11 protein-coding genes, 1 tRNA gene and 1 rRNA gene are annotated in these 14,628 nt (G+C 32.7%); 3 read left to right on the top strand and 10 right to left on the bottom strand.

The window, feature by feature from the left end; genetic code table 11:
* Window positions 1-19: 19 nt before the first annotated feature.
* Together ABYI63_RS11005 and ABYI63_RS11010 are read right to left on the bottom strand one after the other, a co-directional pair.
* The gene (locus tag ABYI63_RS11005) at window positions 20-1,831 is read right to left on the bottom strand and encodes a peptide MFS transporter (RefSeq protein WP_372756400.1); all 1,812 of its coding nucleotides are present in this window, start codon (window positions 1,829-1,831) and stop codon (window positions 20-22) included.
* 37 nt (window positions 1,832-1,868) lie between these two features.
* Window positions 1,869-3,389 carry a peptide MFS transporter gene (locus tag ABYI63_RS11010; RefSeq protein ID WP_372756401.1) on the bottom strand — a complete coding sequence of 507 codons (1,521 nt, stop codon included), beginning with the start codon at window positions 3,387-3,389 and terminating at the stop codon, window positions 1,869-1,871.
* Between the two features lie 213 nt (window positions 3,390-3,602).
* Here ABYI63_RS11010 and ABYI63_RS11015 point away from each other — a divergent pair, with 213 nt between their 5' ends.
* Both ABYI63_RS11015 and ABYI63_RS11020 read left to right on the top strand, forming a co-directional pair.
* Entirely contained in the window at window positions 3,603-4,925 is a 1,323-nt protein-coding gene (locus ABYI63_RS11015; protein WP_372756402.1) for a hydroxymethylglutaryl-CoA reductase, degradative, read from the top strand.
* 2 nt (window positions 4,926-4,927) lie between these two features.
* Window positions 4,928-5,857: a GYDIA family GHMP kinase gene (locus tag ABYI63_RS11020; RefSeq protein WP_372756403.1), complete on the top strand. Its 930-nt coding sequence runs from the start codon at window positions 4,928-4,930 to the stop codon at window positions 5,855-5,857.
* Between the two features lie 78 nt (window positions 5,858-5,935).
* Here ABYI63_RS11020 and ABYI63_RS11025 read toward each other — a convergent pair whose 3' ends face one another.
* The 7 genes from ABYI63_RS11025 to ABYI63_RS11055 form a co-directional block, all read right to left on the bottom strand.
* Window positions 5,936-8,065, bottom strand: a complete 2,130-nt coding sequence (locus ABYI63_RS11025) for a SurA N-terminal domain-containing protein (protein ID WP_372756404.1) — start codon at window positions 8,063-8,065, stop codon at window positions 5,936-5,938.
* Window positions 8,066-8,353: 288 nt separating this feature from the next.
* Window positions 8,354-9,643: a hemolysin family protein gene (locus ABYI63_RS11030; RefSeq protein WP_372756405.1), complete on the bottom strand. Its 1,290-nt coding sequence runs from the start codon at window positions 9,641-9,643 to the stop codon at window positions 8,354-8,356.
* Entirely contained in the window at window positions 9,644-9,838 is a 195-nt protein-coding gene (locus ABYI63_RS11035) for a hypothetical protein (protein ID WP_372756406.1), read from the bottom strand.
* Between the two features lie 83 nt (window positions 9,839-9,921).
* Window positions 9,922-10,476, bottom strand: a complete 555-nt coding sequence (lptC, locus tag ABYI63_RS11040; RefSeq protein ID WP_372756407.1) for an LPS export ABC transporter periplasmic protein LptC — start codon at window positions 10,474-10,476, stop codon at window positions 9,922-9,924.
* On the bottom strand, window positions 10,476-11,858 hold the full coding sequence (locus tag ABYI63_RS11045) for a tetratricopeptide repeat protein (RefSeq protein WP_372756408.1): 1,383 nt from the start codon (window positions 11,856-11,858) through the stop codon (window positions 10,476-10,478). The genes lptC and ABYI63_RS11045 overlap by 1 nt, the downstream gene beginning before the upstream one ends.
* 22 nt (window positions 11,859-11,880) lie before the next feature.
* On the bottom strand, window positions 11,881-13,191 hold the full coding sequence (locus ABYI63_RS11050; protein WP_372756409.1) for a hypothetical protein: 1,311 nt from the start codon (window positions 13,189-13,191) through the stop codon (window positions 11,881-11,883).
* The gene (locus ABYI63_RS11055; RefSeq protein ID WP_372756411.1) at window positions 13,188-13,919 is read right to left on the bottom strand and encodes a type III pantothenate kinase; all 732 of its coding nucleotides are present in this window, start codon (window positions 13,917-13,919) and stop codon (window positions 13,188-13,190) included. Before ABYI63_RS11055 ends, ABYI63_RS11050 begins: the two co-directional genes overlap by 4 nt.
* 182 nt (window positions 13,920-14,101) lie before the next feature.
* Between ABYI63_RS11055 and ABYI63_RS11060 the strand changes: the two genes are divergently transcribed.
* A tRNA-Phe gene (locus tag ABYI63_RS11060) sits at window positions 14,102-14,174 on the top strand.
* Between the two features lie 316 nt (window positions 14,175-14,490).
* Here ABYI63_RS11060 and rrf read toward each other — a convergent pair.
* Window positions 14,491-14,597: ribosomal RNA gene (gene rrf / locus ABYI63_RS11065) — 5S ribosomal RNA — on the bottom strand.
* Between the last annotated feature and the right edge of the window lie 31 nt (window positions 14,598-14,628).

Raw genomic sequence — 14,628 nt, forward strand, 5'->3', positions numbered from 1 at the left:
AATTTAACTTTTTTTAAGATTAACGAACACCGTGCATTAGCTTTTTAATAACTGGAGACATTAACACAGAGAAGGCTGCAAGCACAAAAGACACAATTGCCAACATCCAAAAGAAGTAACTAATTCCCTTCTCGTTTGCAATCACTTCCACTTCTTCTCCAAACATACCAGCTCCTTTCATACCAATGGCAACAGCTAAATACCAAACACCAAACATAAAAGCAATCATACGTGCTGGCACTAATTTACTAACATAAGAAAGTCCTACAGGCGAAATACATAATTCGCCCATGGTGTGGAATAAAAACACTAGAATTAACCAAATCATACTAACACTAGCAGATTCTGCTCCAGGAGCAATTCCATTAGATCCAAACGCCACTGCTACCATTCCTAGGCCTAATAAAAACATTCCAATACCGTATTTTACGTTAGCATTAGGATTAAATCTACTTTCCCAAACTTTCGAAAATAATGGAGCTAAAGTAATTATGAATAATGAATTTAATGTGGAGAACCATGTTGCGGGAACTTCCGTTAGGGCTACTGTTGTTTTTTCAATCTTTAAAAATGCCAAAGTGGAATCTGATAAATCTAATAAACCAGCAGTATAATAATCTTTAACCAACATCCAAAGTGCGATTACCCATACTATAACAAAGCTAATGGACAATGTTATGTTTGCTATTGAATACTTTTTAAAAGTTTGTTTAAATAACAAATACATTACCCAGTTAATAATTAGCAAAGGTACAATTGTCATTAATGAATTAACTATCAAAAAGATAAGACTTGAATTACCCGTTAATATCCTATTTGTGTACTTTTCAGCAAAAACAGTTAAACTATTCGGAGACTGTTCAAAAATTGCCCAGAAAAATATGGTTATAAATGCAAAAAACGTAACCGCAATTAATTTCTCTCTTGTATTTTTAGAATACTGCATTAATCTATAAACCAACAATATAACAAAAAGTATTAATGCGGTAAGAATGGCAAAACTGTTACCGGACAATCCAAAAATCTCAAAATTAAACACATTAACTGCTCCTTTTGAAATTTTTGTTACTGGGGCATTTATAATCCAAAGCAAGCCCAAAATAATAGACACAGCAATTAATCCCAATTGCCAAGCAGAAAATGGCACTCTTTTATCATTATCAAGTTTAAGTTCTTCTACGGGATTCTTTTTAACAGGTTTAATTCCAATATCTCCAAAAATGCTTTGAGACAACCAAAACTGAACTAAGCCCAAAAACATAAATATTCCAGCAAGTCCAAATCCAAATCCCCAACCTACTTTTTCACCTAAATAACCACACAATAAAATCCCAAAAAATGCACCTGCATTTACACCCATATAGAAAATGGTATAAGCTCCATCTTTCTTTTCTGGTCTATCTCTATACATTTCAGAAATTATGGAAGTCATGTTTGGTTTAAAAAAGCCATTACCAAAAACTAACAAAACCAATCCTAAATAAATTGTAAATTGGGTTTCAAATGCCATAGAAAAGTGGCCTAAGGTCATTAACAAAGCCCCAATAACAACCGCCCATCGATAGCCTATTTTTTTATCAGCAAAATATCCGCCCAACATAGTTGATAGATACACCAACCCTACGTAAGACCCAAATAATGATGATGCTGTGGCTTGATCCCAACCCCAACCACCATCAACAAAAGAAGCCATGAAGAACAATACTAATAAAGAACGCATTCCATAGAAAGAAAAACGTTCCCACATCTCAGTAAAAAATAAAACAAATAATCCTGCAGGATGACCTAATACGGTACTTTTAAAAAATTGATCAGTTGAATTCTCACTCATTATTAGAATTTTAGAAAAAATATTGAATATTGAAATATTAGTGCATTACGCGTTCATTATCCTCAGCACCGTGAGTTAATCTTTTTAAAGGTTTTAATAGAATTATAAACAAGGTTCCTATTATTACGGTAAATATTAAAATGCCTGAAAAAACAGCATATTCACCAAAATCTGAAGCCGATTCTCCAATTATACCTGCAACCTTATTTCCTAAACCTGATGCGGCAAAATAAACCCCCATCATTAACGACGCATATTTTACCGGAGCTAATTTTGTAATAAATGATAAGGCTACTGGAGATAAACATAATTCTCCTATGGTATGAAACAAATAGGCCAAAACCAACCAAGCCATACTTGATGTACCAGATTTTTGAAATTCCATGGCTGCAAACACCATAAAAATGAAGCCAAATCCCATAATGATTATTCCTAAAGCCATTTTAAATAAAGACGAGGCTTCCTTACCTTTCAACTTTCGTTTTGCCCAAATACTAGCAACTATAGTTGCAAAAATTATTATAAATCCTGCATTTAAACTTTGAAACATTACTGTAGGTATGGTCCAACCAAATAAAACCCTATCCGTTTTAGTATCCGTGTATAAGTTCATTAAACCTCCAGCTTGCTCAAAAGCACCCCAGAAAATAATTACCATTATGAAAGACAATAAAAGCACTAAAAAGCGGTCTTTATAAACTTGAGTATCTAATTCCTTATATATCATAATTAATAAAGCTGCTATTGCCGTTAAAAATATAAAAAGCATTCCATAGCCCCAATCCAAGGTAAACCAACCATAAATGGAAGCTAATAACAACACAGCAACTATTAGAAGTTGCTTTGGTGATTTAAATAAATCTGAATACAATTTCCCATAGGAAACTTCATTTTCATCGTTGCTATTTGGCACAAAATTGCCAACTTCTTTCAAATATTTCTGACCAAAAACATAATTAATCAATCCTAATACCATTACTATCCCTGCAAGTCCAAAACCAGCATGCCAACCCCATTTTGCTACAACACCACCAACCATTAAAGTTGCTAATAAGGAGCCCAAATTTATTCCTATATAAAAAATACTAAAACCTTTATCTCTTCTAATATCGCCTGTTTGATACAAACCACCCACCATTGTAGAAATATTAGGTTTTAAAAGACCAACACCTAAAATAACTAAGCCTAAACCAGTGTAAAACGCCCAAATATCTGTAAGAACTAACACGCCATGACCAATACATAAAATAATTGCTCCAAAAAGAACTGCCTTTTTTTGACCAATGAGTTTATCTGCAATCATACCTCCAGGAATGGACATCACGTAAACCAACATAGTATACCAGCCGTAAAGAGCCAATGCTTCTTTACTTGTCCATCCTAAGCCAGCACCACGAGGATCATCACCTAAAGCGGAGGTTGTCATGTACAAAACCAATAAGGCACGCATTCCATAATATGAGAAGCGTTCCCACATTTCTGTTAAAAATAAAATGTATAATCCTATTGGTTGTCCCCAAAGTTCTTTTTGATGTGGTTTTAATGTGCTTAATGCCATGTATTTGTAGTAAAAGTATTATTAAACCAGATTGACAAAAACTGTTTAAAGTTTAAATAATCTTGCCAATTTCAATCAATCCTTGCGGTTTTTTTAAAAGTTTTCAAGTTTACTAAAATTTCTTCAAAAAACACCAAATATTAACAATTAAATCCGCCTTAGTTCATATAAAAAAAGGATGTAGTATCTTTGTGTTTTTTAAATCTAAAAATAATGTGCGCATCTATTTCTGGCTTCTCTAAATTGTCGAAATCGAAAAAAATTGATTGGATAGTTCAAACTTATTTTTCTAATGCTGAAGATGCCAAACGCATTTTGAAACAATATTGGAACACTAATGATAAACTACAACAGCTTCATGATGAGTTTATTGAAAACACAATAACCAATTACTATTTACCATTAGGGGTTGCCCCAAATTTTTCAATTAACGGAAAATTATATACCATACCAATGGCTATCGAAGAAAGTTCGGTAGTTGCAGCTGCCAGTAAAGCAGCTAAATTTTGGATGGATAGAGGTGGTTTTAAAACAAAAGTAATTTCTACAACTAAAATTGGTCAAGTACATTTTATATACTATGGTAATCCTGAAACGTTAAAAAGTTACTTTAATCATATCAAACCCCAGCTTATTCATGATGCTAAACCAATAACCAAGAATATGGAAAAGCGTGGTGGAGGCATTTTAGATATTGAACTTCGTGATAAAACGGATGATATAAAAGGCTATTATCAATTGCATGCATCATTTGAAACACTAGATGCGATGGGAGCCAATTTTATAAATTCTTGTTTAGAACAATTTGCAAAAACATTCAAAGGAGAAGCATTGCATTTTGATGCCTTCACTGAAGAAGAAAGGGATATTGAAATAATAATGAGTATTCTTTCCAACTATGTCCCAGATTGTTTGGTACGTGCTGAAGTAAGTTGTAAAGTTGATGAGTTAAGTGACGATGCTTCAATTTCCGGCGAAGAATTTGCAACAAAATTTATTCAAGCAGTTAATATTGCTGAAGTAGAACCCTTTAGAGCCGTAACACACAATAAAGGGATTATGAATGGTATAGATGCTGTTGTTTTAGCCACTGGTAATGATTTTAGAGCTGTAGAAGCTGGCATACATGCCTATGCTTCAAGAAACGGAAAATACAGTAGCCTTTCGCATGCAAAAATTGAAAATGATATATTTAGTTTTTGGATGGAAATTCCACTTGCATTAGGTACTATAGGTGGGCTAACAGGTTTACATCCTTTAGTAAAACTTTCTTTAGAATTACTTCATCATCCAACTGCAAAAGAATTGATGCAAATTGTTGCTGTAGCTGGGTTAGCACAAAATTTTGCTGCACTTCGTTCACTAACCACAACAGGTATTCAACAAGGACATATGAAAATGCATTTAATGAATATTTTGAATCAGTTTGGAGCCAATGAAATTGAAAAATCAGCTTTAACGGAACATTTTAAATCGAAAGTAGTAACACATAGTGCAGTAGTTGAAGCTATCAATCAATTAAGAATGATAAATTAATAATGACTAATTATTATAGTAACGGGAAGCTATTAATTACTGGCGAGTATGTAGTACTTGATGGAGCTCTATCACTCGCATTACCTACAATATTTGGACAATCGTTAAATGTTGAACCTATAGCAGAAAAAGAAATTTTTTGGAAAAGTTTTAATAGTGATGATTCTGTTTGGTTTGAAGACAGTTTTTCTCTCACTGATTTTAATGCAAACTCTAAAAACGAACTTAACGAGATTTCAAAAAGAGTGATTGAAATATTTAAGGCTGCAAAAACATTGAATCCAGAGTTTTTAAATTCAGACCATGGTTATAAAATTTCAACTAAACTTACCTTTCCTAAAAATTGGGGTTTAGGAAGTTCTTCTACATTATTAAATAATCTGGCTCAATGGGCTAATGTAAATCCTTTTGATTTATTAAAACTTACCTTTGGAGGTAGTGGTTATGATATTGCATGTGCTCAAAATAGTAATCCAATTACGTACCAAATAGATACTTTGAGGGACTCTCAAAAAAGTATAAACATAAAAAAGGTCGATTTCGATCCTGAATTTAAAGAGCATTTATACTTTATATATTTAAACAAAAAACAAAACAGTAGAGAAGGCATAGCAACATACAATGCAAACAAACAAAATATTACTTCGGTTGTTTCTGAAATTAGCGACATAACAAACCAAGTAATTAACGCTACTACTTTAGAAGATTTTGAGAATTTGATAAGCCATCACGAAATGATCATTTCTAAAATCACCAAGCAGCCAACCGTAAAAGACATGATATTTAAAGACTTTAAGGGCAGCGTTAAAAGTTTAGGGGCTTGGGGTGGTGATTTTGTTTTAGTAGCTTCTAAGAAAGATCCAACATCTTATTTTAAAGACAAAGGATTCAACACCTTAGTTCCGTATAATAAGATGATCCTTCAATTCTAATGTCATCTCTTTATTATAAATCAAAAAAAAAGGAGCAAATTAAATTTGCTCCTTTTTTAGTATATCAAAATCGTATTCTTATTGAATTTGATTTTTCGCTCTGTTATCTTCAATCTCAGCAGCTTCTTTTAATGCTGCATAAAGTTTAGAAGTTACAACATTTAATTTTTGTTGCTCTACTCTATTAGCTACAGCTTGATAACTATCTAATTTAACAGCTGGCTCAACTTTTGTAACTTTAATCATATACACGCCATTAACACCGTCAATTAATTTTGAAGTTTTCCCTTCTTTCAATCCAAAAGCAGCACCTACAACTAATGGCTCTCTTCCAGCTCCCGAAATGGTTGGGTTTTTCATATTAAGACCAGTTGCTGTTTGAACAGTAAGATTCTTAGCTTTAGCAACCCCTTCAAGACTAGTAGCAGTTACTTGCTTTCTAATCATCTCAGCTTTCTTTTCTTTGCGAATTATTGGAGTAACTGTAATGGATGCATCTTCTACCGACATAAGTCCTTCTTTATGTTTAGCAACTAATTGTGCTATCACATAACCATTTGTAACATTGAAACGTTTTACATCTCCTACTTTAGAATCTTCTTCGAATGCCCAACGTACAATTGGTCTTTGGCTACCAACTCCTGGAATATTCTCGTCTAAAATTTTAAGTTTATTAACTGGACGCACTTCATATTTTTTCTCTTTGGCTGCTGCTTCAAAACTTTTGCTTTCTACAGCAATTTCAAAATTTGAAGCATCTCTAAAGACTTTATCAACCGTTTCTTCCGATGGCTCAATTTTTCTGGCAATTGTTCCTACCTGAATGGCTTTTTTACTATTTTTTTGACCTTCAATTTCTATAATATGAAAACCAAATACCGTTTTAACAACTCCTAAATCTCCAGTCTTACCTTCAAATTCAAAATCATTAAATTCAGGAACCATAGAATTATAAGGATGCCAATCGTAACGACCTTCATTGTTCACACTTCCTTGATCTGAAGAATACGCAGTTACAAACTCAGAGAATTTACTACGATCTGTTTTTAAAACAGCCAACAAACTATCTGCCGTTGCTTTTGCTTGAGCCTCCGTTTGTACAACATCTGGACTAGCACTTTGAGAACCCAAGAATGGGATTAAAATGTGTCTTACTTTTGCTGAATCTGGTATTTGTTTAACAGCTAAAACTTTAGATATTTTAAAATAACCATTATCCTTATAAGGGCCATAGGTTTTACCAACATTTAAATTATAAATGCTGTCGGCAACACTAGCTGGTAAATCCGATTTAAACAAATAACGGCTATCAAATTTAATATCCGAATTTGAGTTGATAAAATTTTCATTATTATCCGTATTTAAAAAGCCCACAATAGCTTCATTGTTTTTTGAAACTTCATTGTACTCTACCTTATCTTTTAAAAGACTTTTTAAACTTTCTTTAATTGCTTTTTCATCAGCATCTGACGCTACTTCATTAAACTGAACAAATTTAATATCTCTTGAAGCCTCAACTTCAAATTGTTTTTTATGTTTTTCAATATAATTGGAAATATCTGACTTTTCAACTTTCACTTTAGCATCATCAATTGATGTGTAAGGAATTTGAACATACGTTATATCCACTTTATTGCCATCCAACTTATGCTCCAATTCACCTTCTTTTAACGTTGCTGTTAAACCAGCTTTCACCATATTGAAGTAATTTTGCTGTAATGCATTTGCGGCAATAGATTTTTCGTAGTTTACCCAACCTTGATAACCTTCAGCCGAAGTTTCTTTTAAATTAGCAATATATTCATTTAGTTTATTCTCATCGAACATTCCAGCTTCATTTAAAAATTCTGGGCTTGAAGCCAATGCCGTTTTTAACAAATCTCTCATCTGGTCCTTCTCAATAGAAATACCTAGTTTTTCAAACTGGTTTTCCATGATGGCCTGCCTTACTTCCTGTTCAAAAACCTGATTAATAACTTGTGAACTTGTAGCATTTGATCCCGCTTGACGCTGAGCTGCTTCAACCTTTTGCATAAACTCTTCTCGACTAATATCCTTCCCGTTTATTGTTGCTACTATGTTTTGAGATTTTGCCGAAAACGCATTACCGTTTTTAAACAAATCTGCTAACACAAAAGAAAATAACGCTAATGCTATAACTACGATTAAAAATAGTGAACGTTGTCTAATCTTATTTAAAACTGCCATTTGAAATTATGTTTTATAAAAAACCTATTGTTAAGATTTAATTTGTTAAGTTGGTTGCCAGGTTTTGCCTGACAAAAATATCGTGGGCGAAAATACTATTTTCTATTTAATAATAAAAGTGTTATTATCTATTTATGCTTTCGATTTTCGAATTACATTTTTTGAATTGGAAAACACAATTTCTAACTATATCAATTTACAAAACTTTATCAACTAAGAAGTATTTAACCACCAATTTCAGAAACTAATAAATCTTGATAATATTATTAAAAGTTGAATAGAAGAAACCTAATATTCCCCTATAATTTTAAGTTCTACCAAGTCAATTTTAGTTGTTGAAACCTGTAAAATAGTGAAGGCAAATTCATCAATTCTCACCACCTCATTTTGTTCAGGAATTTCTTCTGTATGATTTACAATTAAACCACCAAGTGTTTCGTAATTTTCACTTTCAGGCAAGTTCAGCTTATAGGTTTCATTTATGTAATCTACCTCTAGTCTAGCAGAAAAGGTATAAGTATCATCACCTATTTTTTCTTCAATTAAATCAATGGTATCATGCTCATCTTCAATCTCCCCAAACAGTTCCTCTACAATATCTTCCACGGTCATAACACCTGCTGTTCCTCCATATTCGTCCAAAACAACTGCCATACTTTTTCGCTTTTTTATAAGTACACTTAGTACATCTTTAATAAGTACTGTTTCTGGCACGAATTCCACAGGAAGCATCATCGATTTAATATTTTTGGGTTTTTTGAACAATTCAAAAGAGTGAACGTATCCCAAAATATCATCAATCGTATCCTTATAAACCAATATTTTAGTAAAACCTGTTTCTGTAAAAAGGGCACTAAGCGATTTAATAGAATCATTTATTTCTATAGCCGTTATTTCGGTTCTTGGCACCATCACTTCACGCGCTTTTACTTCTGAAAATTCTAAGGCATTTTGAAAAATTTGTATTTCAGAATCAACTTCGTCATGCGCTTCTACCGATTCCATTTGTTCACTAATATAATTCCCTAACTCAACTTTTGTGAAAGCAAGTTGAATTTGGTCTCCTTCCGTTTTAAAAAGATGCTTCAATACAAAATCGGAAATCCAAATAACAAAATCGGAGATAACTGAAAATAGAAGATAAAACACATAAGCCGGAATAGCCAATGCTTTTATAAGCGTGTTGGAGTATATTTGAAAAAAAACTTTAGGTAAAAATTCGGCAGTAATTAAAATAACCAATGTTGAAATAATTGTTTGTGTTAACAAACTAAAATCGGTTAGCATGGCATTTAAAAACCCATAAGGAGTTGGCATGAAAGTTAAAAACCATTCAACCAACAAATCGCCCATAAAAAACCCATATATAACCAATGCAATATTATTACCTATAAGCATGGTTGCAATATATTTGGAAGGCTTCGCCGTTAGCTTTGTTAAAACTTTAGAGATAGTTCCATCTTGTTTCTTTTCTATTTCAATATGAATTTTATTGGAAGAAATGTAGGCAATCTCCATGCCCGAAAAAAAAGCAGATAATAATAGGGAAGCAATAATGATGACAACATCAACACTCATTTAGTTTGATTTATCACTATTATCGTATTTTTTTGTAAATTTTCTTCTGAAAAAAAACATGAAAATAGCTAGCGCAGCTAAACCAATAGATAGGTAGGCACCGCTAATGCCCGCATTCCATTTCGTTATACCATCGTATAAAAACAAGGCTGCAAAAACCAAATAAGCGTATTGGAAAAATTTAGAATATTTCATGAATATTATTTGTTTGTAAAATATCGTGTAAAGATAATTAAATTTGAAGAAGTGTATTTAAAATTTAAACCACGAAAAAAGTTTTAATCTTCCACGGTTATAATGCCAGTTACTTCAAGAACTTCAGCATTGGTAAATTTAGAATTAGAATCGAATCCGGTACCATTTATAATATCTGATTCTGTTTTGAATGACACAGGCTTATTTGTAAATAACCATTCCTTCTTTTGGTCATAAAATAGCTGATCAGTTTTTAAGACGCGGTTATCGTTTGTAGTTATAACAACATTACCTTGCAAATCTAGCAAATCGGTTTTGTCGTAAACAATAGCATAATCGGCAACAACTACACTTTTTTTATTTTCTTCATCATATAAATTCAAAACAATGCCTTCTGGAAATTCCCTATACGGAAAATCCCTGTTAGTATATTCCAACATTTTTGGACTTAACAAATTTGCAGTAACACGACCAGAATCGGTATGCTTCAAATTGATATTTTCTGCAATTCCTATAGGTTCATTTTCTGAAACACCTATTTTTTGAACTTGCTTAAAACTGTCATTACATGAAAAAAACATAGTCATCATAAATATGATGACTATGTTAATGGTTTTATATAAACTTTGTTGTTTCATTACATTTTTGGTACAGTTACCTGTGCACCTATCCAACAAGAAATTTTAATAACTTGACCAGAATTACCTGCACTGAATATCTCAGCTTTTTGAGGTGCCTTAGCTAGGTAATTTGCTGCAGATTGCGCTGCTGCACCAGCTAATTTAGGATCCACTCTTGCCGCTTTTTGAGCTTCATCGGCAGCTAACCAATACACAGCTCTTTTATTAAAGTTAGTATCACCACAATCATTAGCACTTGCCGCATACATAGCTGCTATTGATAAATACGGACGACCATTTGAAGGGTTCAATCTTAATGCTTCTCTAAAGAATGATCTAGCTTGTGAATAACTACCTCTAGATTTAAGCTTCAAAGCTATTCTGTTATTTAAATTAGATTTTTTGAAGTTATCAGTTTCTAAATCAATGGCTTGTTTATAGAAAGAAATCGCTTCATTTGATTTACCTTCTTTATCCTTCAATATACCTAAATAAAACGCAGAGTTAGCTGATGGGCTTAATTCATGATACGCATTAACTAACTTAAAGAATAATGGATCATCAGTACATTCTTTTTCAGACATTTTACCAGCTGCTCTTTGTAACCAAACTGAATTTTCTTTATTAGCTTCAAAGTTCTTTGTGTATAAAGGAATTAAAATATCACAATTTGCTCTTGTCCCCATTTTTTCGTCAGTACCTGCTGCAATTTGATCGTAAGCAGCTAAATAACTTTCATAATAAGCTTTGTATTGATTTTCTCTACTTGTTAACTCAGTACCAGCAGTTTCTTTTTCAATAAGTACGTTTAAGCTTTCAGAATAGTTTTTAACTTCTTCCTCTATCTTCTCATTAATGTCATCATACTTATTGAATAAATCTTCGGCAGGTTTTTTACCAGCATCAAATAAATCTACCATTAAAGAGAAATAAGTGTACAAACTTTGTGGGTTTGTAAATGTTGCTTTATCTGCTTGATAAGCGGCATCAAAACAAGCGTATAATTCTTCGTTTGTTTTATTTAATATAGCACGGTTATCATATAATAATTGACAAGATTGTGCACCATATTCGCCTTTCGGTGTTTTTTCAGGAAAATTAACACCTCTTTCTTCCCACAATTTTACTAAATCGTTGATGGCTGCTACTTTATCAGCTCCAGTAGATTTTTCAATCTTATCGGTTAAAATTTTCTCTCCATCAATATAAATGGCGTTATTAAATTGAGGGCATTTTGTTCTAACATCCATCCAAGGTTGGTAGGCTGCATCAAAATTTTTAGCTTTTACATATTCATGGAATATAGAAAGCTTCGTCATACATTCTTCATCCTGCTGTGCAAACCCTATATTAAGGCCAATAAATAATGCTGCTAATAATAATGTAATTTTTGTTTTCATGATAATTAAATTATAGGTCCTGTTATTGAAATTTGTGTTTTTGAAACCATCTATCGTTCAAAGATAGACTTATTTGGAAATTTATAAAATTCTCTTGTATTAAATTGCTGTTCGTAGTTCCTCTCTGCCCAAGCTCTAAACCTAAATTAGCATTGGAAAAAAAACTCCCTACTGGTATACCTATACCAAAAGACATGCCAAACTCTTTAATCGACTCATTTTCTATATTTAAGCCTGTATTCTCATAGTGTAAACCTGCTCTATAAACAGCACGTTTAAAATAGCTTGTAAATGAATTATACTGTGGAATATAAAAACCTCCTAGAGACAAGCGCGATGAATTTTCGTAAGTAACAGCACTACTTGTGTACAATTCGTTTGAAAATTGACTTGTTTGCTGAAATTCTGATTCTACACCAACAAACCATTTTCTAGGTTTTCCAATACCTGCACCTATGGAGAATTTTGAAGGCAAAATTAAATCGGACTCATCTAAACCTGAAGCTGCTAAATCTGCATCAATCGTTCTATAAACAGATTCAGAACCTGTAGACGACACTATAATCGTTGAAATAGACCGCTCATTGTTAGAAACTAAACTACTTTTAGGCGTATAGGTTAGTCCGGAAACAAATTCTAAATTTTCATTAAGCATGGCTTTATATGATAAACCTAAATTAATATTTAAGCCACTTAAATCCGATCTATTATTTTCTCTGGTTTGTAATTGCGTCATAATCCCATCATCATCATATCCAAAAGCAACAGTGCTATTCTGAATATTACCGAAATTATACTGTGCATCAAACCCCAAGCTTAAACTATTGGAAAGTTGGTATCCAAAGCCGATAAACGTTTTATTTAATCCACCTTCGCCTCTAAATCTTTTAGAAACTCTATTATTGTTGTCGCTATCTTGTGACTCCAGTTTATAGCCAACAGAAGTATATGGCAACAAGCCAAATCCGAAGCCAAATTTCCCCATTGGAATAGATATTGCTAAATAATCAAATGTTGTAGCATTGGCATTGGCACTCCCAGAATCACTCTTTAAGTTTAAACTAGAATAGCTTCCACCTACCGTAAACTTAACTGGCCTGCTTTCGCCATTCAACATTTCTAAGTTCTTCCCAGCATAGGAGGCCGGATTGCGTAAATTAACATGAATACTATCGGTGTATATACTTAAACCACCCATGCTTCTATTTTCAACTGTCCCTTTAAATTTTAAACTTCCAATACCATAAAAAGAATAAGGCGAGGCTGTACCTTCTTGTGCGTATGCGCTAACTGAAAAAGCGGCAATAAAAACTAATACAAGTTTTTTAATCATTCGTTTGAATTAAATTGTAAAATAAAGTTTAGTCCTTCTAATAGAAAATTAGAAGTCGCAAATATGCTACTTTTTAATTGTTTAGACAAGAAATTACTATCTCCTCCAGTAAAAATAACTGTTAAATCTAAATAATTACATTTATAATCTTCTATAACACCATCGATTTCCTTTAAAACTCCATAAACAACACCAGAATGAATGCATGTATTTGTAGAGTTCCCAGTAATGGTCGTTGGCCTATTAATATCTAATAACGGCAAATTTGCCGTTAAATTATGTAGCGATTTGTAACGCATGCCAAGTCCAGGTGAGATGGCTCCTCCTAAATATTCATTTTTAGCATTTACAAAATCGTATGTTATACATGTTCCTGCATCTATAATAAGTACGTTCTTATTTGGAAACTCCTTAACGGAAGCACAAACAAGTGCTATTCTATCAACTCCCAAAGTTTTAGGCGTTTCGTAAAGATTCGAAAATGGCAATTTGGTTTCAGAATCTAAAATTAACAAATCAAAATTTGATTTAATAAAAGCAACTTCGAATTCCCCTAATTTCCCTACTGAAGACAGTATCACCTTCCTAATAGGCTGAAACTCTTCTTTAATGGATTGTATATGTGTTAATATAGAACCTATTTCAACAACTTCCTTATGAATTAGTATAGCATTATTAAAAACGGCCAACTTCACAAAGGTATTCCCTACATCAATTATTAAATTCATCATGTATTTTAATGCGCCAATTTACAAAATGTGAAATAATAATTAATTGAATTTAACTTATTATATTGATTACAAAACACATATAGTACTACAACGCCTATAATAAAAATTTAATGTAATTTTTTCCATATTTCATTTGGTGAATAACAAAAAGGGACATATATTTGCATCCGCTTAGGCAAGGTATCTTAGCTCAGTTGGTAGAGCAAAGGACTGAAAATCCTTGTGTCCCTGGTTCGATTCCTGGAGATACCACAAAAAAATCCCGAAACTTCAATGTTTACGGGATTTTTTGTTTTTATAATATTCCTACGTTTATTCATTTACTTTGGATCAATCGTGGATCAATCTCAATTGTTGTGTTTATGCAAAAATTGAGATTAATCCCCTACTACTTTTAAAGAAAACCAATAAATATTAAGGCTTCGACTCAAAGAACTTAATTTATTCCAATTGATTTCAAATTAGAAAGAATACAGAAGTCATTCTCAAATCTCTCCTTCAGAACCAAGCAATCCCAGAAACATACAAGCACAAAAAAGCCCTTCATTTTTTAATGAAGGGCTTCCAAAAAAGGCAACGACCTACTCTCCCACAATGCAGTACCATCGGCGCTAACGGGCTTAACTTCTCTGTTCGGAATGGTAAGAGGTGAGCCCCGTCGCTATAACCACCTTAAGTCATAGCTGCTCGCTATCGGTTTTTACAC

Source organism: Mariniflexile sp., from assembly GCF_041583155.1.
Taxonomy (GTDB): domain Bacteria; phylum Bacteroidota; class Bacteroidia; order Flavobacteriales; family Flavobacteriaceae; genus Mariniflexile.